At 40.8% G+C, this 23,426-nt stretch carries 19 protein-coding genes; 14 read left to right on the top strand and 5 right to left on the bottom strand.

Annotated features, from left to right (window positions below; translation table 11 throughout):
* Positions 1-11: 11 nt before the first annotated feature.
* The 5 genes from rsfS to leuS form a co-directional block, all read right to left on the bottom strand.
* Positions 12-329, bottom strand: a complete 318-nt coding sequence (gene rsfS, locus H4J41_RS09895) for a ribosome silencing factor (protein ID WP_259364505.1) — start codon at positions 327-329, stop codon at positions 12-14.
* A 180-nt stretch (positions 330-509) separates the two neighbouring features.
* Complete coding sequence (nadD, locus tag H4J41_RS09890) at positions 510-1,169, bottom strand: nicotinate-nucleotide adenylyltransferase (RefSeq protein WP_182138307.1); 660 nt, start codon at positions 1,167-1,169, stop codon at positions 510-512.
* The gene (gene holA, locus H4J41_RS09885; protein WP_182138308.1) at positions 1,156-2,199 is read right to left on the bottom strand and encodes a DNA polymerase III subunit delta; all 1,044 of its coding nucleotides are present in this window, start codon (positions 2,197-2,199) and stop codon (positions 1,156-1,158) included. Before holA ends, nadD begins: the two co-directional genes overlap by 14 nt.
* A gap of 10 nt (positions 2,200-2,209) precedes the next feature.
* Positions 2,210-2,716, bottom strand: coding sequence for an LPS assembly lipoprotein LptE (gene lptE / locus H4J41_RS09880; protein WP_182138309.1), 507 nt, complete (start codon positions 2,714-2,716; stop codon positions 2,210-2,212).
* Between the two features lie 119 nt (positions 2,717-2,835).
* Positions 2,836-5,427, bottom strand: coding sequence for a leucine--tRNA ligase (gene leuS, locus H4J41_RS09875; protein WP_182138310.1), 2,592 nt, complete (start codon positions 5,425-5,427; stop codon positions 2,836-2,838).
* 319 nt (positions 5,428-5,746) lie between these two features.
* Between leuS and H4J41_RS09870 the strand changes: the two genes are divergently transcribed.
* The 14 genes from H4J41_RS09870 to H4J41_RS09805 all read left to right on the top strand — a co-directional run bounded on the left by H4J41_RS09870 (position 5,747) and on the right by H4J41_RS09805 (position 23,423).
* Positions 5,747-6,235 carry a zinc ribbon-containing protein gene (locus tag H4J41_RS09870; RefSeq protein ID WP_259363158.1) on the top strand — a complete coding sequence of 163 codons (489 nt, stop codon included), beginning with the start codon at positions 5,747-5,749 and terminating at the stop codon, positions 6,233-6,235.
* Positions 6,236-6,363: 128 nt separating this feature from the next.
* A complete protein-coding gene (locus tag H4J41_RS09865; RefSeq protein ID WP_182138311.1) occupies positions 6,364-8,754 on the top strand; it encodes an ATP-binding protein in 2,391 nt (796 codons plus the stop codon).
* A gap of 717 nt (positions 8,755-9,471) precedes the next feature.
* On the top strand, positions 9,472-9,960 hold the full coding sequence (ndhC, locus tag H4J41_RS09860) for an NADH-quinone oxidoreductase subunit A (RefSeq protein WP_310649838.1): 489 nt from the start codon (positions 9,472-9,474) through the stop codon (positions 9,958-9,960).
* Between the two features lie 38 nt (positions 9,961-9,998).
* Positions 9,999-10,598 (top strand): NADH-quinone oxidoreductase subunit B family protein, encoded by a 600-nt coding sequence (locus H4J41_RS09855; protein ID WP_310649844.1) that lies wholly within the window; start codon positions 9,999-10,001, stop codon positions 10,596-10,598.
* Positions 10,599-10,754: 156 nt separating this feature from the next.
* Positions 10,755-12,554 carry an NADH-quinone oxidoreductase subunit C/D gene (gene nuoC / locus H4J41_RS09850; protein WP_220460934.1) on the top strand — a complete coding sequence of 600 codons (1,800 nt, stop codon included), beginning with the start codon at positions 10,755-10,757 and terminating at the stop codon, positions 12,552-12,554.
* Between the two features lie 123 nt (positions 12,555-12,677).
* Entirely contained in the window at positions 12,678-13,193 is a 516-nt protein-coding gene (gene nuoE / locus H4J41_RS09845; RefSeq protein WP_404842452.1) for an NADH-quinone oxidoreductase subunit NuoE, read from the top strand.
* Entirely contained in the window at positions 13,186-14,598 is a 1,413-nt protein-coding gene (gene nuoF, locus H4J41_RS09840; RefSeq protein ID WP_182138314.1) for an NADH-quinone oxidoreductase subunit NuoF, read from the top strand. Before nuoE ends, nuoF begins: the two co-directional genes overlap by 8 nt.
* Before the next feature lies 1 nt (position 14,599).
* Positions 14,600-17,653: an NADH-quinone oxidoreductase subunit NuoG gene (gene nuoG / locus H4J41_RS09835; protein WP_182138315.1), complete on the top strand. Its 3,054-nt coding sequence runs from the start codon at positions 14,600-14,602 to the stop codon at positions 17,651-17,653.
* Positions 17,643-18,617 carry an NADH-quinone oxidoreductase subunit NuoH gene (nuoH, locus tag H4J41_RS09830; RefSeq protein WP_310649839.1) on the top strand — a complete coding sequence of 325 codons (975 nt, stop codon included), beginning with the start codon at positions 17,643-17,645 and terminating at the stop codon, positions 18,615-18,617. The genes nuoG and nuoH overlap by 11 nt, the downstream gene beginning before the upstream one ends.
* A 57-nt stretch (positions 18,618-18,674) precedes the next feature.
* Entirely contained in the window at positions 18,675-19,190 is a 516-nt protein-coding gene (gene nuoI / locus H4J41_RS09825; protein ID WP_182138316.1) for an NADH-quinone oxidoreductase subunit NuoI, read from the top strand.
* Positions 19,191-19,244: 54 nt separating this feature from the next.
* Entirely contained in the window at positions 19,245-19,775 is a 531-nt protein-coding gene (gene nuoJ, locus H4J41_RS09820) for an NADH-quinone oxidoreductase subunit J (RefSeq protein ID WP_220460935.1), read from the top strand.
* Positions 19,772-20,080 (top strand): NADH-quinone oxidoreductase subunit NuoK, encoded by a 309-nt coding sequence (gene nuoK, locus H4J41_RS09815; RefSeq protein WP_182138317.1) that lies wholly within the window; start codon positions 19,772-19,774, stop codon positions 20,078-20,080. Before nuoJ ends, nuoK begins: the two co-directional genes overlap by 4 nt.
* Positions 20,081-20,085: 5 nt before the next feature.
* Positions 20,086-21,984 carry an NADH-quinone oxidoreductase subunit L gene (nuoL, locus tag H4J41_RS09810; RefSeq protein ID WP_310649840.1) on the top strand — a complete coding sequence of 633 codons (1,899 nt, stop codon included), beginning with the start codon at positions 20,086-20,088 and terminating at the stop codon, positions 21,982-21,984.
* A complete protein-coding gene (locus H4J41_RS09805) occupies positions 21,981-23,423 on the top strand; it encodes a NuoM family protein (protein ID WP_182138318.1) in 1,443 nt (480 codons plus the stop codon). The genes nuoL and H4J41_RS09805 overlap by 4 nt, the downstream gene beginning before the upstream one ends.
* The last annotated feature ends 3 nt before the right edge of the window (positions 23,424-23,426 follow it).

Below are 23,426 nucleotides of genomic sequence, written 5' to 3'. Positions count from 1 at the left end.
TGTTGTTTAGACTACTGCCATAGTTGTTCTAGTTGATAACGCTCACGAGTTTCATCAGTCATCACATGTACAACAACATCACCTAAGTCGACTAAAGACCATTCACCAACATCATTTCCTTCAACACCTAAGGCTTCAATACCAGCTGCACGGCATTCAATAGTGAGTGATTGTGCAATGGAAATAACGTGGCGTTTTGAGTTACCAGAGCAAACTAACATGTAGTCAGTGAAACTCGATTTTGTAGCTACTTCTAATGTAACGATATCGCGGCCTTTCATATCTTCGATTTTTTCGGTAACAAAAGTAATTAGGTCTGAACTTTGCAAAGTGGGATCTCTATAATTAACAACAATAATCGGCGATAATAGCATTATTTTGTTTGTCAGTTAACCATCTAATGCAGTAAATAGCCGTTTTTTTGCACAACAATGGATTTATTTCACTTAACTTCTCCCCAAGTGATACAAAATGAGTGATTTGGCGGCAGTTATTGAAAAATAATGGCGTTATCGATAGAGCTTATGTTGCTCTATATAATCATATACGCATTCAGGTAGGTATTGACTGACGTTTGAGCCCGCTTTAATTTTGGCTCTTATTGTGGTCGAGGAAATATCCACAGGGCTACTTTCATGGATCAGTATTTGTCCCGTTTGCTGGCGCTGTAATTGCGCAAGACTATAAATTAAACGAGACTTTAGTGCTGGCTCAAGTGCTGCTTCCAACGCTAGGTGCGGGTAGCCTGGGCGAATATTAACCACTAAGTTACATAAGGTGAGAATGTCTTGCCAGCGGTGCCATTGGGTAAATGATAAGAGCGAGTCCATACCCATAATAAAATATAAAGCGGCATTAGGTTGCTCAGTTTTTATTTGTTGTAAGGTATCGACGGTATATGAAGGGCTGTAACGCTTGAGCTCGCGAGTATCAAGGGTAAATACTGGGCTTTTATCACAGACTAAAGCCACCATTTTAGTACGCTGCTTCGCATTGGCATGAGTGCCAGCTTTATGTGGCGGAATATGAGCAGGAATTAAATGTAATTGTTTTGCGCCTAACCATTGCACAGTTTCTTGGGCAGGTAAGATGTGACCGAGATGAATAGGGTCGAAGGTACCGCCAAGTAACGCGATAAGCGTTGGCGTTTTTTGGTTAGTTATACTCATAATCTAAACTGAAGTGTTGACTGATGTTATCGTGAAATAAGCTGATAAAAACATCACTGAGCAAAATAAAAGCATTAAAGTCGCTACTGGTTTTACTGAGTAAATCCACTTGCGCTAGCCTCGCTAATGCTTGCTCGGCATTGCTTAAGCTTATATTGTTTAACGCATGCTGATATAAGGGTTTTTTCTTCTCCCAAATACGGTATTGCTTAAAAATGTCGTTAATATGGCTGCCTTGTGCTATTTGTTCTAACATGGCATAAAGCTGACTAATTTCTTTGTGAACCACCCAAACTAATTGGCCAAATGCGCTACCGTCATGCTGCATATGATCTAAGATAGTTAAGCACTTTTTAAGATCGCCAATCAGCAAAGTGTCGATCAGTTGAAAAGGATTAAATCTCGCTTGTTTAATTAAAAGTTGCTCTGCTTCTTCAACACTCACGGGTTGCTGTGAGAATAATATCGACAGTTTTTGCAACTCTTGAGCTAATGCCGGTAAATTACCTTCAAATAATTCAGTCATTAAATTAATAACATCGTCAGGTAAGGTTAATTGCAACTGCCGGGCTTGATTGCTGAGCCATTGTTTTAATTGTTTACCTTCAATATCGTATAAAGGCACAAAGCAACCAGCAGCTTCTAACGCTTTGAACCACTTACGTTTTTGTGTGGCAGCGTCAATTTTAGGGCCATGAAAGATGAGTTGAATATCTTGATGTAACAGGGTGAGTAATTGCGCTATACCTTTCGCACCATTATCGCCAATTTTACCCGTGGTAAACTCTACTTCTATAATGCGTAATGATGAAAACAAACTCATTGACTGATATTCTTGGAATAGCTCATCCCAATTAAATTTATCGTCAATGCTAAAACGAATAACTTCATCAAAGCCTTGTTTTTTAGCACTATTTTTAATTTTTTCTAAGGCGTCATTTTTTTGCCATGGCTCATCACCAAAGACTAACCATATCGGCTTAAAGCCTTGTGTTAAGGTTTTCTCGAGGTGATTATGATAAATGCGCATGTGAAGTTACCTAGAGCTGAATACTAGCCATGTCACGTAAAATTTTATTGGCGGCTTCTTTACGCATTTCTCGTAACATTAACGACAATTCGCGACTTTTTGCTAGGGCAATATCAGGATCATCTTGATAGTCACGATTAAGCTCAAAGCGGAAATTTTGAATATCTTGTCCGGGGATTAAAATTTGATAGCGTACGGTATAAATAAGCTCGTATTCTGCTACTTGACCATTCGGGAAAACCGATAGCGTTCTTCGGTCTAAATTGTCTTGTAGTATGCGCATTTGCGGAATAGCTTTTTCACTTTGTCGCACTAAAGTCACATCGTTAATGCTTAAGTGCTGCTTAACTAAACGGGTGAGTTCACCATATTGATCAACCGAGCTAAATATAATGGTTTGTAGCTCAGGCGCTAATAAATAATTGCCGCGTAGTTGAAAGCCACAACCATTTAACATCATTAAGACAATGCTAAAGGATAAAAGTTTGCTTACTCGACGAATTATTAATGGCTGCATAAAGTGTTCACTTTTTATAGGTAAAATTCAATCAGTGCATAGCCGACAAGTTTTAGCTATGCACTTTTAAATCGCTGTTTTAATTAAGTTATCATTAACAGCTGTAACAATAGAAGCTACTAATTAGCAACAATATTCAATAGCTTACCCGGTACATAAATCACTTTACGTACGGTTTTACCGTCAAGAAATTTGCTAACATTGACATCATTAAAACCGATTTCTTCAACCGCTTCTTTTGTTGCCTCGGCTGACACAGTAATTTTAGCGCGCAATTTACCGTTAACTTGTACAATAATAAGCTTTTCATCTTCCACTAAAGCGGTGGGGTCAACCACTGGCCAGGCAGTATTTTCAACTGGCTTACCATCGCCAACCATGTTCCATAAATGATGACTTAAATGTGGCACAATAGGTGTTAGCATTAAGACTACCGCACGAATAGCTTCATGCATCACCACGCGATCTTCAGTGCTGGCAATATTCGCTTTACCTAGATGATTCATTAATTCCATGATCGCGGCAATAGCGGTATTAAAGGTGTTTCGACGACCAATATCATCACTGACTTTAGCAATGGTTTTATGCAATTCAAGGCGTAATGATTTTTGCGCCGAGTTAAGCGTTAAGTTGGCAATCTTGGGTGCTGCTTTTGACACTTCTGCAACTTGGGTAAAGTCATAAGTGAGTTTCCAAACCCGCTTTAAGAATCTATGTGCACCTTCCACGCCGGCATCACACCATTCTAATGTTTGCTCTGGTGGTGAGGTAAACATGATAAATAGTCGTACGGTATCAGCGCCATATAAATTAATAACTGCTTGTGGGTCAATACCGTTATTTTTCGATTTTGACATTTTGCTCATGCCAGCAGAAATAACCGGTTTGCCATCTAATTTACTGATAGCAGAGGTGACATTGCCTTTTTCATCACGTTCAACGTCAACGTCTGTCGGTGCAATCCAATCTTGTCCGCCATTGTCTGCTTCACGATAATAGGTATCAGCTAATACCATGCCTTGGCAGAGCAATTTCTTAAAAGGTTCGTTAGATTCTACTAAGCCAGCATCACGTAATAATTTATGGAAAAAACGGGCATAAAGTAAATGTAAAATGGCATGCTCAATACCGCCAATGTATTGATCTACCGGTAACCAATAATTAGCTTTGGCTGGATCTAACATTTGCGTATCGTCGTTCGGTGAACAATAACGTGCGTAATACCATGACGATTCCATAAAGGTGTCAAAAGTATCTGTTTCGCGAAATGCTTCTTCACCATTGAAGGTGGTTTTAGCCCATTCAGGGTTGTCTTTAATTGGCGAGGTTACGCCATTCATCACTACATCTTCGGGTAGTTCAACAGGTAATTGATCTGCCGGTACCGGCACAGACTCACCATTGGCTAAATGCAGCATTGGAATCGGTGTACCCCAATAACGTTGACGAGAAACACCCCAGTCACGTAAGCGATAGTTTACCGTTACTTTACCTTTGTTTTCAGCGATTAATTTTTCTGAAATAGCTTTAAAAGCCTCTTCAAAATTTAAACCGTCAAATTCACCAGAATTAACTAAAAAACTCTTGCCAGTAATTGCCGCTTTTGTAACGTCAGCGCTTTCATCACTGGCAATAACTTGTTTAATCTCTAGACCATACTTAGTGGCAAATTCCCAATCGCGTTGGTCGTGACCCGGTACAGACATAACAGCGCCTGAGCCATAGTCCATTAGTACGAAGTTTGCCGCCCAAACAGGTACTATTTCACCACTAATCGGGTGCAGTGCTTTTAAGCCGGTATCAACGCCTTTTTTCTCCATTGTCGCCATATCGGCTTCAGTAGATTTATTAGTTTTACAGCCTTGAATAAATGCCGCTAGTGCCGGATTCGTTTCAGCCGCAGCTAAGGCTAATGGATGCTGTGCAGCTAAGGCAACATAAGTCACCCCCATGATGGTATCTGGGCGCGTGGTGTAGATATCGAAGCTTTCAGTCGAGTCGGCCACTTGAAAAGTCATATCTACACCTTCAGAGCGACCAATCCAGTTACGTTGCATGGTTTTAACTTGTTCAGGCCAATCGGTTAATTGGTCTAAATCGTTAATTAATTCTTCAGCATAAGCTGTGATTTTAATGAACCATTGCGGTATTTCTTTACGCTCAACTAGCGCGCCAGAGCGCCAGCCACGACCATCTATTACTTGCTCGTTAGCTAATACGGTTTGATCAACAGGATCCCAATTTACCGTGGCATTTTTCTTATACACTAAGCCTTTTTCATAAAGCTGAGTGAAGAACCATTGCTCCCAACGGTAATAGTCTTTTTTACAAGTCGCTAATTCACGACTCCAGTCGTAACCAAAACCTAATGACTTTAATTGGTTACGCATGTAATCAATATTTTCATAAGTCCATTTGGCAGGCGCGGAGTTATTTTTAATCGCGGCATTTTCAGCCGGCAAACCAAAAGCGTCCCAACCCATAGGTTGCATCACATTTTTGCCTTGCATGCGTTGGTAACGAGAAATCACATCACCTAAACTGTAGTTACGCACGTGGCCCATATGGAGTCGACCACTTGGGTATGGAAACATCGCCAAGCAATAAAATTTTTCTTTTCCTGGTAACTCTTCAGCTTTGAAGGTGTCGTTATCAGTCCAAAATTTCTGAACTTCGGCTTCAATTGATTGGGGATTGTAGATGGATTCCATTAAGATTTCTCAAACACACTTAAATAAGAGCCTTAACCCGCTTTTTTGACAATTTTACCTTGATAAAATTTGTCATGTTAAGGCTAGGTTTTAGCGATAAAAATATTCTTGATAGGATACCTTATCTCTAGCCGTTGCGACAAGTTAAAGCAGGGCTATGCGGAAAATTTTTCTAGATAAGCGAAAAATATTGCGCATTAACAGCTAAATAGCTGATAAAAGCCACTTTAGTCGTTGTTATATGCTTTAATAAAGTGCTAATGGCTGAGGTTATCTACTCAATAAGTAGACTAATAAGTGATTTTTAAATGAGGGCAGCATGATGAAAAAAAAGCAATCTCAAATTCAAGAGCTTTATCAAAAGTTACAAACATGGTTGGAAGACACCAAGGATAACGAAATTCGCTCGGCTGTTGAATTACTCGAACAAGCCAAAACAATATTGATGGCTGCTGAGCAAATTCCTGAGCAGCAAGTTAAACAGTTTATCGCTAATCTTAAGTACGACTTGGGGGATTTTTATCAGCAATATCAAGCGGACATTAAGCATTCAATATATTTAGAGCTACTTAATGAAAACCTTTGGTCAAGCTTGGCGCAAATTACCGATAAGTCGCAAGTTGAATGGGCGGAGCTGATGGATGATTTTCAACATCAAGATGGCTACCATGTCGGTGATTATGTTGGTTTTGGTCAGTTAAAATGTAAAGCATGCCAAGATTGTGTTACTTATAGCCACCCAAATGTTGTTACGGATTGTATTACCTGTGGTGGTCAAGACTTTGATCGATTGAGTTTAACGCCGTAAAAACAACTTTTTTTGATGGTTTTTCTTTATATTATTTTGCTGTTCAGTGGCGTGTCGCTGTACACTGTGCTTATTGTAGCCGTATTTATTTCACCTGATATTAAAATCGCACTCCCGAGAGATCTTCTATGACAAATGTGTCAACAAATACACGTCTTAAACCTTGCCAGTTAACCGCAGACCTAACGGTTAAACAATTTGCTAATGCCACATCGACCTCAGAAATTGAACAAGTATTTATTGGCCATGAAAGAGCGAAAGAAGCACTAACTTTTGGCTTGTCGATGGATGCGCCAGGTTTTAATGTTTACGCCATGGGTGAGCATGGTACCGGGCGTCAAACCCTGATCAAGCAAATGTTAGCCTCAACAGCGAGTCAAGAACCCACACCTGATGAATGGTGTTATATCAACAATTTTGATGACCCAAATTCGCCATATAGCCTTTATGTTAGCCCAGGTGATGGTAAGCAATTACTTACTCGCATGAATACCTTTATTGATGAGTTAATGGATTTGTTTCCAGAGATTTTTGATAACCCTGGCTATCAACGTCAAAAAGCGGCGATTGATCGTGACTTTAATAAAAAATATGATCAAGCGATTACTGAGGTTGAAAAGGCGGCATTAAAAGATGATGTGGTGTTGCTCGAAGAAAATGGTGAAATTGGCTTTTCACCATTAGTTAAAGGTAAGCCACTTAATGATAAAGAGTTTGCTGAACTCAATGAACCAAAACGTGCTGATTTTTATATTTTGTTGGCCAAATTAGAAGATTTACTTTCTGAAAAATTAATTGAATTACCACAATGGAAACGTATTTCTTCTGACAAATTACGTAAGTTAAAACATGAAACGGCAGCACAAAGTATTCAACCTTTTTTGAAAGAATTAGAGACGGAATTCGCCAGTAATACTGGCGTGCAGAAATACTTAGCTAAAGTTAAAGCGCACGTTGTTGATGCTGTTTTAGAGTTACTGGTCGATGAAAGTAACGAGGCGCCTAATGACAAAGATATGCGTAAACTCATGGTGGAACGTTTTTTACCTAACTTACTGGTGACCCGAAAAGCCAATGAAGGTGCGCCGGTTATTTATGAACAGAATCCGACCTTTCAAAACCTGTTTGGTCATGTTGATTTTGGTAGTTTTCAAGGCAGCAGTTACACCAGTTACCGTTTAATAAGACCCGGTGCGCTGCATAAAGCCAATGGCGGTTATATATTACTTGAAGCGGATAAACTTTTGACCCAACCTTTAGTTTGGGCGCGTTTAAAGCTAGCGCTAAAGTCGCAGCAAATTACTATCGAAAATCCGCATTCAGAATATGCACAACCGGGTGCCTTTAGTTTGCAACCAGAAAAAATCCCGTTAAATGTTAAAGTGATTTTATTGGGCGATCCTGAAATTTACTATACCTTACAAGATTATGATCAAGAGTTTACTGAGTTATTTCGAGTTTTGGCAGACTTTGATCGTCACTTAGAAAAAAACCAAAGTAACTTAAATGACTACGCCAGTTTAATTCGTCAGCGTGCCCATCGTAACCATTATCCACAAGTGACAGATGAAGCGGTATTTGAGTTAGTTAAATATGCGCTCAGGCGCGCAGAACACCAGCAAAAAATATCAGCTAATATAGTGGAGGTTAATGACTTATTAGACGAAGCTTTTTATTTATGGCAGCGATCAGATGGCAAAAATGACCTGTGCGGTAAACATATCACCATGGCATTGGCGGCCAAACAACGACGTACCGGCCGCATGAGTGAAGCTTGGTTAGAGGAAATTAAAGAGCGTCAGTTACTTATTGATACCGAAGGTGGGCAAGTAGGTAAAATTAATGGTCTAACAGTATTAGAGATTGGTGATAGTGTTTTTGGTACGCCCGCTCGCATAACGGCGACCGTATATGCTGGTAGCCAAGGGGTGACAGATATTGAGCGTGAAGTTGATTTAGGTAAATCTATTCACTCAAAAGGTGTGTTGATTTTAACTGGTTATTTGGGCCACAAGTATGGGCAGAAATTTCCAGTGACTATTTCTGCTAATATTGCCATTGAGCAATCTTATGGCCATATTGATGGTGACAGTGCGTCAATGGCTGAGCTTTGTGTGTTAATTTCCGCTATCGCTAAGTTACCGATAAATCAAGGTATCGCGATAACAGGTTCGATGAATCAACATGGCGAAGTGCAATCTATTGGCGGCGTTAATGAGAAAATAGAAGGTTTTTATCGTCTCTGCAAGGACAAAGGCTTAACGGGCGAACAAGGTGTTATTATACCTAAAACCAATACTATTAATTTGATGTTGGCACCTGAGGTGATACAGGCAGTGGCCGATGGACAGTTTGCTATTTATGCAGTCGATAATATAGATCAAGCGATAGAGATTTTAATGGCGCAACCCGCTGGAGCAATCACGCGTACTGGCCGTTATCCAAGAAAATCAATCCATGGTATGGTGCTAGATAAACTGTCAGCGTTTTCAGAGCTCATTAATGGCGCTGAAGAATAAGCTTTAACGATAAGCTTAAAAGATAAGTTAGCTTGAATAATTAAGTAAAAAACCTCCTCTAACAATAAACACGGCAAGCGCCGTGTTTATTGCTTTTTACACCAGTTAAAATGTTTAAATGTTAGTATTCGCTTAAAAAACAAGCATTACTTAAATTCTTTTCTATACTGGCATTATCAACAATATTTTTCATCGTAATATTTTCCCAAGCACACTAGCTGAAGTGAGGGCCGAAATTAGAGCCGAAAATCGCTCAGAAATTGATGATGCAAAGTTTGACTATTTGTACTTAGTTATAGGTGCTATCTCAGTAGGATTTATGAAGAGAGCATGTTAGCGAAAACGGAATAACAACAATAAAAAGTAAATGCAGCGAGTTAACCTTATCAATCAGTAATGGTGAGCTCCTTATAAGGTCAGGTATTTAAGCTACCGAACAGACACTTTTTGTCTGTCCCATCTACTTAGTTGTTAATGTGGGATGAAATATGTGTGATGAATTTGAATGACACTGAAATCTAATCTAGCTAACTAACATTGACATTTTTAATGGCTTAATGCGATTGCCAAGCTGCTGATGAGTATCTTGGTGATGGATTTTAAGTAGGTATCATAAGTAGGTATCGATGAGTTTGCTGTCTGTCGATTTGTAGTTTAATGAATTGTTTGCCAATGATATTTGGCATTATCACGCATTAGGTTATCAATGGAGGCTTTGTGGAAACATCGGATCAAATGACACAAGTATGGCCCATTGCGGCTTACTTTATTATTTTGGCTGCCATGCTCGTTCTGATGATGCTGCTATCCCATTTTCTTGGCCCCAAAGGTAAACAGCGAGCGAAGAACACCCCTTATGAATCCGGCATTGTTTCTGTCTCTGACAATAAAACCCGCTTTACTAACCACTTCTTTTTATATGCCATTTTTTTTGTCATTTTTGATTTAGAAACCATTTATCTTTTTGCTTGGGTTATTGCTTTTGATGAGGTGGGTTGGCCAGGTTTTATCGAAGCCAGTATTTTTATTACGGTATTACTGGCGGCATTAATTTATTTAATTCGTATTGGCGCATTAGAGTTAACCCGACGCCATCAACCTTTTAGAGCAACACAACTGCAGCGTTTGCAACAAGTTGAAAACCAGCCCGTTGAGCAAAGCCTCTTTGATAAAACTCTTTTTGATCAAACTAAAGGACAGCAATAATGGAATGGTCACTGACGAAAGCAAAATTAGATGACGCCATGGGGGAGATGAAAGGGGTTTCTGAAGCAGAATTAAAGCGCACTGTTCTGTTTGCTAAGCTTGATGACATGGTGAATTGGGGGCGTAAAAATTCCATCTGGCCGTTTAATTTTGGTTTAAGTTGTTGTTATGTCGAAATGGCAACGAGCTTTACCTCGCGACATGACATTGCTCGCTTTGGCGCTGAAGTGATTCGTGCAACGCCAAGACAAGCTGATTTAATGGTGATTTCAGGTACTTGCTTTCGAAAAATGGCGCCGGTGATCCAACACCTTTATGAACAATTATTAGAACCTCGTTGGATTATCTCCATGGGATCTTGCGCTAATTCTGGCGGTATGTACGACATTTATAGTGTTGTGCAAGGGGTTGATAAGTTTATCCCGGTTGATGTCTATGTGCCGGGTTGTCCGCCAAGGCCAGAAGCTTTGCTTGAAGCCTTATTGCTGTTGCAAACCAAAATACAACATCAGCCACGACCGCTAAGCTGGGCGGTTGGCGAACAGCAAGTCAGCGAAATTGGTAAACCGTCATTGCGAGACATTAAGCACGAAGAGCGTATTCAAGTGACGAACCTTGATTCACCCGATCACACTTAAGCGGCTGTTGGTGTTTTTTAACACTTATTTTTAAAAACTGAGTGTTATTAAAACTAAGTTTTATTAAAGAAAAGTGTCATTAAACAATGTGTTAATAAAGTTAAAACCCAGTAAAAACAGACTAATAAGAAAAATGGCAAGCGTGAAGGGAAGCTGATGGCATCACAAGTAAATATGAAAGCGAGTAATGATTGGCAGATGCTACAAACTGTGCCTTTGCTTGATGAAATTATTACCCTTGCACCTAAGCTCAATTTACAGCCGGTTACTGCCGTTGAAAACATTGTTGACGATATTCCTTCTTATTGGTTAGAAAAAAACCAGTTAATGACATTGATGCAAGTATTAAAGCAAGAGTTAGATCAGCCGTTTGATATGTGTTTTGATCTTACCGCTATCGATGAAAGCGAACGAGAGCATCAATCATTGTTATCACAAGCTTTTACGGTCAGCTACCATTTACGCTCATATCAACGTAATCAAGACATTCGTATTAAAGTTGCGCTGAGCACAACAGATAAAAGTTTAGAAAGTGTTTGTAGTTTATGGCCAAATGCCAATTGGTACGAACGAGAAGTGTGGGATATGTTCGGTATTATTTTTAAAAACCATCCACACTTAAGCCGAATTTTAATGCCAGATACCTGGCAAGGACACCCGTTACTTAAAACTCATCCTGCACGTGCAACTGAAATGGACCCCTTCACGCTTCCTCCTTATCAACAAGATAAAGAACAAGCCGCGCTACAATTTAACCCTGAAGCTTGGGGCATGAAACGACAAAGTAAAGACAGCGATTTTATGTTCTTAAACCTTGGGCCCAATCACCCGAGTGTTCATGGTGCCTTTCGTATTGTGTTACAAATGGAAGGCGAAGAAATAGTCGATTGTGTGCCCGATATCGGTTATCACCACCGCGGTGCTGAAAAAATGGGCGAGCGACAATCTTGGCACAGTTATATTCCTTATACCGACCGCATTGATTATCTTGGCGGCGTAATGAATAACTTTCCCTATGTGATGGCGGTTGAAAAACTGGCGGGTATTACCGTGCCAGATCGCGCGAAAGTTATTCGTATTATGACCACAGAAATGTTTCGTATTCTTAGTCACTTACTATTTTATGGGACTTTCGCGCAAGATCTTGGCGCACTTTCACCTATATTTTATATGTTTATCGATCGTGAAAAACTCTTTGGTATTATTGAAGCCTTTACTGGCGCTCGCATGCATCCGAGTTGGTTCCGCATTGGCGGTGTTGCACAAGACTTGCCAATAGGTTGGGAGGGGTTAGTGCGCGATTACGTTAATTACCTGCCTAAGCGCCTTGATGAATATGAAAAAATGGTCATGCAAAATTCAATTTTAAAGCAACGTACTGTCGGCATTGGTGCTTATTCCACGCAAGAAGCTATTGACTGGGGCGTAACGGGTCCAGGATTAAGGGCAACCGGTTTTTCATGGGATCTACGCAAGCAGCGGCCTTACGGCGGTTATGATCAATTTGATTTTGAAGTACCGCTGGGCCACAAGGGTGATTGCTATGATCGTTGTCGGGTGCGTATAGAGGAAATGCGGCAGAGTATTCGCATTATTAAACAGTGCCTTAACAATATGCCTGAAGGGCCCTATAAAGCTGAACATCCGCAAACTACGCCACCATTAAAAGATCGGACCATGCGTGATATTGATACCTTAATACCGCATTTTCTCAATGTTTCATGGGGGCCTGTGATCCCCGCAGGTGAAGTGTCTATCAGCGTTGAAGCAACAAAAGGCATTATGGCCTATCACCTTATTAGTGATGGTAGCACCATGAGTTATCGCACCCGTATTCGCACGCCTAGTTTCCCTCACCTACAAATGTTGCCATTAATTAGCAAAGGACAAATGGTGGCTGATCTTATTGCGACACTGGGCAGTGTTGATTACGTGATGGCAGATGTTGACCGATAAATTTTTATGCTTGTTTAATAGCAGTAAATTCAATATTGAAAAATATAGTTAAGTGAGTAATACCAAGAATTTCAGCTTTTTTGACAACCAATACTCGTTAATAAAGAGATAGTGATGGAAACAATCAACACCACAATAATTGATTATCAGCATTATTTAACGGCAACTGAAATTGCTGTTATTGAGCATGAGGCCAGTATTATGGAAACGCGTGAAGCTGCTGGTATTGAAGCACTTAAAGTGGTGCAAGCACACCGTGGTTGGATCAGTGATGAAAGCTTATTTGCCATTAGTGACATGTTAGTCATGCCGATTGCGCAACTTGAAGGGGTCGCAACTTTTTATAATTTAATTTACCGACAGCCTGTTGGTCAATACGTTATCCACTTGTGTGACAGCATCGCTTGTCATTTAACTGGCGTTGACTCAGTGCTTGTCGCGATTAAACAACATTTAAATATCGAATACGGCCAAACCACAGCAGACGGTAAATTCACGCTACTTTCTAATGCGTGTTTAGGCAGTTGTGATAAAGCGCCCACGATGATGATTGGCACCGAACATTATCAGTATTTAAGTCCAGAAATCGCGGTTGATATTCTACAAAAACTTTTGGCTAAGGGAGAAGTTAATGGCTGAGTCGATATCTAACAACATCAAGCCGTTAACCCAATGGGTGAATCTACAGCAGCCGTTGTCATTTGATGCATATTGCCAAGCGGGTGGTTATCAAGGAGCAAAAGTAGCGCTAGAACATTCGCCAAACGACGTATTAGAGATCGTTAAAAACTCAGGTTTAAAAGGGCGCGGAGGTGCAGGCTTCCCTACGGGCATGAAATGGAGTTTTGTGCCTATGTTTACTGATGGTGATGAAGAGGCGCCGGATAATAAATATTTAGTCGCTAATGCCGATGAAATGGAGCCCGGGACATTTAAAGATAGGTTATTACTTGAAGGTGTGCCGCACCAGTTGGTTGAAGCTATGATTATCGCGGCTTACACCATAGGTGCGAACAAAGCTTATATTTTTCTGCGCGGTGAATATTACTTAGCGGCAAAGCGCTTACAAGATGCCATTGACCAAGCGTACCAAAATAATTGGCTTGGTGAAAAAATTCAAGGCAGCTCATATTCAATGGATTTATACATCCATTGTAGTGCTGGTCGCTATATTTGTGGCGAAGAAACCGCCTTGATAAATGCGCTAGAAGGTAAGCGTGCAATCCCTCGAGCTAAGCCGCCATTTCCACAAGTCAGTGGTTTATTTGGCAAACCTACCATAGTCAATAATGTTGAGACTTTATGTAATTTACCGCACATTTTAAAAAATGGCATTGCATGGTTTCAGGCTATTTCTCCTAACAGTGATGCTGGTAGTAAAATTTACAGTGCTTGTGGGCGGGTGAAAAATCCGGGCTTGTGGGAACTTCCTATGGGGCCAACCTTGGGGGAGGTGTTATATGACTATGCCGGTGGTATGCAAGATGGCTTGAAATTTAAAGGGCTACTACCGGGTGGTGCATCGACTGACTTTTTAGTGGCAGAGCATTTAGATACACCAATGGATTTTGACTCTATCGCTAAAGTGGGTAGTCGTTTAGGCACAGGTGGCTTGATTGTTTTAGATGATAAAAACTGTCCTGTGGCTATGGTATTAAATTTGATGCGCTTTTTTGCCCAAGAGTCTTGTGGTTGGTGCACGCCTTGTCGAGATGGCACGCCTTGGGCTGTTGAAGTACTAACACGTATTGAGCAAGGCCAAGGTAAAATACAAGATTTAGACACCTTAGCTAAACTCTGCGATTTTATGTGGATAGGTAAAACCCATTGCGCCTTGGCTCCGGGAGCAGTAGAGCCGCTAAGAAGCGCTTTAAAATATTTTCATGATGATTTTTTGCAGCATATTGAGCATGGCTGTTGTCATTATAATCCGTCAATGAGCGCTAAACGCACTAAAGTATCGCAAGCTCAAGTAACAAATATTAAAAAACATCAGTCAGTTAAATCACCTCAGTCACCTCAATCTCCAAAGGTAGGGCAATAACATGAGTGAAAAGAAAGTCACTATTTTCATTGATGACATGCCTTATCAGCTCAGCACTGAAGACAATTTGCTAGCTGGGGTGTTATCACAAAAATTAAACTTGCCTTATTTCTGTTGGCATCCAGCCATGGGCTCGGTTGGCGCTTGTCGTCAGTGCGCGGTTACGCAGTTTCAAGATCAAGCGGATCAACAGGGCCGCATTGTTATGGCTTGTATTACGCCAGTTACTGACGGTATGCGCATTAGTATCAAAAATAAAGCGGCCAGTGAGTTTCGCGAACAAGTTATTGCCGCGATGATGACTAATCATCCTCATGATTGTCCTGTTTGTGCTGAGGGGGGCGAGTGCCATTTACAAGATATGACGGTAATGACCGGCCACAGTGTACGAGAATATCAAGGCACAAAACGCACATTCACTAATCAATATTTAGGTGACTTGGTAGGTCACGAAATGAACCGTTGTATTACCTGTTATCGCTGTACACGTTTCTACAATGACTATGCGGGCGGTAAGGACTTTGGTGTTTATGGTTCGAAAAACCAAGTGTATTTTGGTCGCCAGTCTGATGGTGCTTTGGAAAGTGAATTTAGCGGTAACTTAGTCGAAGTTTGCCCAACCGGCGTGTTCACCAATAAAGTTTTTTCATCGCACTATACCCGAAAATGGGATTTGCAATCTGCCCCGTCGGTTTGTAGTCATTGCTCGGTGGGTTGTAACTTAAGTATTGGCGAACGCTATGGTTCGGTTCGTCGGGTGATGAATCGCTACAACATTGATATTAATGGCTATTTTATCTGTGATCGCGGTCGTTATGGTATCGGATTTGTTAATGGTGAACAGCGTATCAGACAAGCTAAAGGTATTGCGCAGCAGTCACCTGCAGCCTTAACTACATTAGATGTTGCTAAAGCTTTCTCGCATTTTAGAAAAAAACAATTTATCGGGATTGGCTCTGCTCGTACCTCATTAGAAGCGAATTTTTATTTAAAAAATATTGTTGGCGCTGAGCAATTTAGCCCCGGCTATAACGATGAAGAAATGAAAGTGGCGGCACAACATGCGCAATTACTGACCTCAAACAAAGCACCTAGCCTTGCTGAGATTGAAGACAGTGACTTTGTTTTTATTATTGCTGAAGATATTAGCCAAACTGCGCCAAGAATGGCGTTGTCGGTGCGTCAAGCATTGCGTAATGCCGCTAAGACTAAAGCCGAAAAAATAGGTATTGCATCATGGCAAGACAGCGCGGTGCGAACCATTGGCGGTAAGTTACTGTCACCGTTATTTTCCCTGCAAAGTACCAGTACTAAACTCGATGATGTTTGTCAGCAAGCATTACTTTTACCTGTAGAGCAAATATCAAAATGTTTAGCGACACTGGAAAAGCTTTTACAACTGGGCAATGCTCAAACGATTAACAATGACCAAGCTTTAGTACAAGCCGTTAAGCACTTAGCTGAGCAAGATAAGTTGAGCGTCACTGAACAAGGCTTTATTGCCTCAGTTTATAAAGCCTTGCGTAAAGCCACTAAGCCGTTATTTATTTCAGGTACCAGTGGTGTTTGTGCCAACGTACTGAGTAATATTGCCAATTTAATGTCGGCGTTTACAGCGCAAAATAAGCTGATAGCACCAAGGTTAATTATTGTGCCGCCGTGCAGTAATAGTGTTGGGTTATTATCGATTTTAGATGAAAAATCTTTGTCTATTGAGCAAGTATTAGCACAGCTTAATGACCCAGATAAAAGCTATCAAGGACTGATTTTACTCGAGCAAGAACTGGCAAATCTCTCAGCGGTTCAAATCACGCAGTTACGAAAATCAGCGCAAACCCTGATTGTGCTAGATCATTCAGCACACCGACTTTCAAGTATCGCCGATATTGTTTTACCTGTTGCGGCGGTTAGCGAAGGAGATGGTCATTATGTTAATTACCAAGGCCGAGCCCAACAGTTTTTTCAAGTGCATCCTCCTGTTTTGCCAATTCAAGAAAGCTGGCGTTGGTTAGATAATATTGCCGATATTGTCGGTACAAAAGTGACCAGTAAAGCCTCAGATGCAGGTGACCATGAGTCAAATTACTATACTCAAGTTGTGGCTAAAAAAACTCGCTATGAATCACTGACTCAGTTGCATCAATTTTTTCTTGATACTTATGCTCAATGGCCAAAGTTAATAACAAAAAAGGGAGATAAAACACAGCGTGATAAGAGCCAGCAAAAAGCTATTGCGAGAATGAGTCACCGAGCCAGTGGCCGAACAGCTCAAATGGCTAATATCACGGTACATGAAGCAAAAACCACCCAAAAAATTGATGATAGCTTTACTTTTTCAATGGAAGGTAAAGCTACTGGACAAAGTAGCGATATGCCCTTTACTTGGGCGCCAGGGTGGAATTCAAATCAAGCGATTGGCCAATTTCAAACAGAAATTAATGGTCAATTATTGAAGGCAAGCGCCGCGGTATTTATCCCACTATCAAGTGCATTAGCCAACAACCCTTGCTGGCGATTAACTAAGAGTATTAAAAATAGTACTTTTAAAAGTGAGGCTGCTGACAGTACGGTCGCTAAAAATAAAACGGCTAATCACTTAATTTATGTTCAACAAAAAAATGTTTATTTCAGTGAGTGGCAAGCATCGCTCACCGCTGAATTTCAAATGTTGCGACAAAGTAATCGAATCTATATTAATGCTAAGACAGCTCAGCAAGCCGAGGTTACAAAAGGCCAGTGGGGTAAAATTATTTTTTCAGCGACAAACGAAAAAATGCTATGGGTTAATCAAACAGTCATCAGTCAAATTTTTATTGTTAATGATTTGCCTGACACTTTAGTTTTTGGCAACTTCGCCCTCTGTCAGTCGCTGCACCATCAACTAGAAATGACAATATCCTTAGCGTGTGAGCAAGAAGTTACTGATTATCTTGCTCAATTTAATGATGCGTTAATAGCAGCGAAAAAAAGTAAAGAAAACATACTTGAGAGCTTGAAAATAAAGGATCAAACCATTCCTATTCGACTGTTCTCAGGAGGGTTGAATGATGGCTGACATGCTTTGGAAGTTATTTGAAATAACCACTATTATCGCCTTGCTTATCCCTATAGCCGCGATGTTGGTATGGGTTGAGCGCCGAATGATAGGTATATGGCAAGACCGTTGTGGTCCAAATCGCGTTGGGCCATTTGGTGTTTTACAATCATTGGCAGATTTATTGAAAATTCTGGGTAAAGAAGATTGGATCCCGCCTTTTAGTGATCGTTTAGTCTTTGTGCTAGCACCAGTGATTGGTGCTATGTGCGTCTTAATGAGTTTCGCCGTAGTCCCTTTCTCTCCAAGCATTGGCGTTTCTGATTTAAACATTGGTTTACTATTTTTTCTCGCTATGGCTTCGCTCGCTGTTTATAGCGTGGTGTTGGCGGGTTGGGCGTCAAACTCTAAGTATGCTTTGTTAGGCGGCATGAGAGCGGCGGCTCAAACTGTTAGCTATGAAGTGTTTATGGGCTTGTCTGTAATGGGCGTGGTGCTACTTACAGGTAGCTTTAATTTGCGTGAAATCGTGTTGGCACAAACCGATGGCTGGCTTATTCAATCACAATTTGTTGGATTTTTTATTTTCTTAGTGGCTGGTATTGCTGAAAGTCATCGACTGCCTTTTGATTTGCCAGAAGCTGAAACTGAACTCACCGCGGGTTTTCATACCGAATATTCTGGGCTGAAATTTGCCTTGTTTTTTCTCGGTGAGTATTTAAGCGTTACCTTAATATCAGCCATGTCAGTGGTACTGTTTTTTGGCGGTTGGTTAATGCCAGAGCCGCTTGCTTCATGGTTGCCTCCATTGCTGTGGTTTATTATTAAAATTATGTTTTTTGTGATGTTTTTTATTCTGCTTAGAACATCGCTGCCACGACCACGTTTTGACCAACTACTCAAGTTTGGCTGGGTCGTTATGTTGCCTTTAGCGTTATTAAACCTTTTGGTCACCGCGGTGTTGCGCTTAACGGGAGTGCTATAACTATGATTAATTATCGGCAAACTTATGCGGTTACTTTTAAGGCAAACGGGGGCGAAAATGTTTAGTCAACTTCGAACCATTTGGTTAGTGCTTAAACACACATTTACCAAAGCCGATACGGTCCAGTATCCAGAAGAAAAACCTTATTTAGCACCCAGATACCGAGGTCGCATTGTGCTGACCCGAGACCCTGATGGCGAAGAGCGCTGCGTTGCCTGTAACCTTTGTGCGGTGGCTTGTCCGGTTGATTGTATTGCCTTGCAACAAGTGGTTGATGACGATGGCCGTAAACGTGCTGATTTTTTTCGTATTAACTTTTCACGTTGTATTTTATGTGGTTTTTGTGAAGAAGCTTGTCCGACCTATGCCATTCAGTTAACCCCAGATGTGGAATTGGCAGAATACGATAGGCAAAACTTAGTTTATGAAAAACAGCACCTACTGATTAATGGTCCAGGTAAATATCCAGATTATAGTTTTTATCAACAATCAGGTATTGCGATTGCAGGTAAAGGCAAGGGACAAGCAGAGCAGGAAAGGCCACCCATTGATATTAAAGGATTAATGCCATGAATTGCGAACTCTTTATGTTATATAAAGCTAAAAATAGTGGCAAGGAGAGAGAAAATGTTAGCTAATTTAACCTCAATTGAAAGCTTATTTTATCTTGCTGGTTTGGTCGCTGTTATTGCTAGTTTAAAGGTGGTTACTGGCCATAATACCGTGCACGCTTTGTTGTATTTAGTGGTGTCGCTATTAGCTGTTGCGGTTTGCTTTTATTTAATGGGAGCACCCTTTGCTGCTGGCTTAGAAGTGATTGTTTATGCAGGTGCAATCTTAGTGTTGTTTGTTTTTGCTGTACTGATGTTTGGCTTAGGTAAAGATGAAACCACAAACGCACCTAAGCATAAAGGTTTAGCTAATATGCTGGGCGCGATGTTGTTGGCGTTTGCGCTGTTAGTAGAAATTATCGTTATTATTAATAATGCCGATATGCAACAAAACTTACAAGCTACGGTTATTAGTTCAAAAACGGTGGGAATTATGTTGTATGGCCCCTATTTACTTGCCGTTGAAATTGCTTCCTTTCTACTCTTATCCGGTTTACTCGCCGGTTATCACTATGCAAAACCTGATGTTACTGGCGGGCCATTATGACCACTATTCCCTTGTTTCATGTGCTTATTTTATCAAGTCTATTGTTTGCCATTGGCTTTGTTGGTGTGGTGGCAAGAAAAAACACACTATTTATGTTGATGAGTTTAGAAATTATGCTAAATGCTGTTGGCGTTGCCTTTATTGGTGCGGGCAGCGTTTGGCAACAAGCGGATGGGCAAGTGATGTTTATTTTAATTTTAACGCTTGCCGCTGCTGAGGTCGCCGTAGGGTTGGCGTTATTAATCCGTATGCAGAAGAAATATCACTCTTTAGATATTGATTTGTTAAATCAGATGAAGGGGTAATAACAGTGTTATTAGCGAGTTTACCTTTTTATCCCTTAGTGAGCTTCTTAGTGTTAATTGCCTTTGGCAAAAGACTGTCATGGCAGCTTGCGGCTATCATTGGTGTCAGTAGCATGGCACTGACGGTATTAGTTAGCGCGATATTATTGTTTGAATTATCCACTAGCCAAAACCAAGTGCTAAGCGTCAACCTCTGGCATTGGTTTGATTTAACTAATCAAATGGGGACGGGTGAAGTTAACGTGAGTTTTTACCTTGATGGCTTATCCGCTGTCATGATCAGTGTTGTTAGCGGTGTGGGTTTTCTTATTCATTTATTTGCTGCTATTTACATGAAAGCTGATGCGAATTTCTCACGTTTTATGGCGTATATGAACCTATTTATTGTCGCTATGTTGATATTGGTCTTAGCGGATAATTTAGTACTGCTCTATTTGGGCTGGGAAGGTGTGGGTTTATGTAGCTTTTTATTGATTGGCTTTTGGTATCAAGAAAAGAGCAATGTTTTAGCTGCACGTAAAGCTTTTATTGTTACCCGTATTGGTGATACCTCGATGGCGATAGGCTTGCTGTTAATGTTTAATACCTTTGGCGAATTAAATATAGCCGCGGTAACAACACTGGCTCAACAAGCCAATATGGTTACTGGCCCTAATTCTGTTTCTAGTGCAGAGCAAGCCAACAATATTTATTGGATTGCCTTATTATTGCTTGGCGGCGCTGTGGGTAAATCAGCGCAATTGCCACTGCAAACTTGGTTACCTGATGCTATGGCAGGGCCAACGCCGGTGAGCGCCCTAATACATGCCGCGACTATGGTCACGGCAGGGGTGTATTTAATTGCCCGTATGCATGGCATTTTTTTATTAGCACCTGAAGTCATGAATTATGTCGCTTGGTTGGGTGCACTGACCTTATTACTCGCCGGCGTTGCTGCACTCGCGCAAACTGATATTAAACGAGTTTTGGCCTATTCAACCATGAGCCAAATTGGTTATATGATGCTGGCGCTCGGAGCGGGTGCGTGGTCTGCTGGCGTTTTTCATTTAATGACCCATGCTTTTTTTAAAGCGCTGTTGTTCTTAACGGCAGGTGCGGTTATTTATGCGCTACATCATCAACAAAATCTTTTTAAAATGGGCGGTTTATGGAAGCAGCTACCCTTTGAAACGAGTTTATTTGTGGTGGGTTTAATTTGTTTGATGGCGCTACCTGGTACTTCTGGTTTTTTCTCTAAAGAAGCGATTATTGCCCAGCTTTGGTCGTCCAATACGGCAGGGCCGATGTTATGGTGGTGCGCCATTCTAGGGGCGTTATTAACCAGTATTTATAGTTGTCGATTATTTTTTCTCGCCTTTCTGGGTACGGCACGCTGCAGTGAAAATCCCCAGGCTGAAAAGAATGTATTACTGCGTAGTGCATTGATTATTTTAGCCTTGTTATCTTTATTTGGTGGGCTTATTCCGCTTGATCTTACCTTGGTGTTTTCAGCGGCTATTCAAAGACCTTTAGTACAGTTGATTGAGCCTACTTGGTTACATAGCCTTGCCATAATAACGCCATTTATCGGTATGCTGTTTTCTTGGTTTTATTTCAAAAACTATCGTCTTTCACCGCTTAAAGGTATTGAGCAACATATTGAGGCGAGTGAAGGTAAATTTGTGCTGTTCTGTCGTCAAGGTTTAGGTTTTGATGCGTTTTATAATGCGCTGTTAGTTAAGCCTTATCAGTGGCTTGCCCAAGTAAATCAACGCGATATTCTTGACCAAATCATTATGCTCAATGCTTGGTATGTTGGATTATGGCACGATAGTTTGATTCTAGTGCAAAATGGTAGTTTACGCTGGTATTTAGCTGCTTTTGGACTAGCGATAATCTTGCTGTTAGGAGTGAGTTTCTTATGACAGTAACTTTAATTATGCTGGCATTAGTTATTGCGGGTGCATTGGCCTGGCGAGCTGAAACATACTGGCAAGGTAGTGCTAAATGGCTAGCGCTAATTAGCTTAGCGTTATTAGCAACAGTTTTTGCGGTCTTTGTTATCGACTACGCTATTAACCACAATAATGACTTTGCGCAGTTACAGGTATTGAGCCGAGTAAATTGGATTCAAACCTTTAATATTCAATATAGTATAGCGCTTGATCAGTTGAGTATTGTATTAATAGCGCTGACCTGGCTGTTAGCGATTATTTGTGTGTTAGTTTCTTGGCATGAAATTAAGCACCATGTTGGTTTTTACTATTTTAATTTACTGTTAACTATTGCGGGCATTATTGGGGTTTTTGTTGCGGTTGATATGTTTCTTTTCTTCTTCTTTTGGGAAGTCATGTTACTGCCGATGACCGCTATTATTGCTATTTGGGGCCATGAAAAAAGACACTTTGCAGCGTTAAAATTTTTCATTTTTACCCAAGTAAGTAGTTTATTGATGCTAGTGGCTATTATTGCCACCGGCTATTTTCATTTATTACAAACGGGGCAGTTAAGTTTTTATTACCTAGATTGGTTGATGTTGGATATACCGCTGTCCATGAGTCAATATTTAATGTTAGGTTTTTTTATTGCTTTTGCGGTTAAGTTACCTTCTGTGCCGTTGCACAGTTGGCTACCTGACGCGCATACCCAAGCGCCAACCGCGGGCAGCGTATTACTTGCCGGCGTATTATTAAAAACGGGCGCTTATGGCTTAATACGTTTTGTTATTTCTTTGTTCCCACAAGCCAGTACGCAATTTGCCCCTATTGCCGCGACATTGGCGGTGGTAAGTATTTTGTATGGTGCGAAAATGGCCTTTGCCCAGCAAGATTTTAAACGTTTAGTGGCTTATAGCAGTATTAGCCATATGGGCTTTGTCATGTTGGCACTTTTTGCTTTTAATAGTGTGGCTTATCAAGGGGCTATTGTGACTATGGTGGCGCATGGTCTTAGTAGCGCTGCTTTATTCGCGCTCGCAGGCATGATTTACCAACGTATTAATAGTCGAGATTTGGCTGATATGGGCGGCTTTTGGCAAAGTGCACCTCGTATGGGGGGATTTGCTTTGGCCTTTGCCGGTGCTGCTTTTGGTTTACCGGGTTTAGCTAATTTTATTGGTGAATTTTTCAGTCTAGTGGGTGTGTTTCAAGTCTTGCCTGAATTTGCCGTTATTGCTGCATTGGGGCTTATTGGTTCAGCTATTTATGGCATGGTGCTGTTTCAATCAAGTTTTCAAGGTACGCCAAGACAAGACATTATTGATCTACAGCCTAGGGAGCTGATTATTTGTGGCTCATTATTATTGATGCTCTTAGCCATTGGTTTATATCCAAGGCTATTGCTTAAATTCTCATTTGGAGCCTAAGTG

Origin of the sequence: Colwellia sp. MB3u-45 (assembly GCF_014077005.1) — a bacterium.
Lineage (GTDB): Bacteria > Pseudomonadota > Gammaproteobacteria > Enterobacterales > Alteromonadaceae > Cognaticolwellia.
This window is presented reverse-complemented; position numbering and strand designations above follow the sequence as displayed.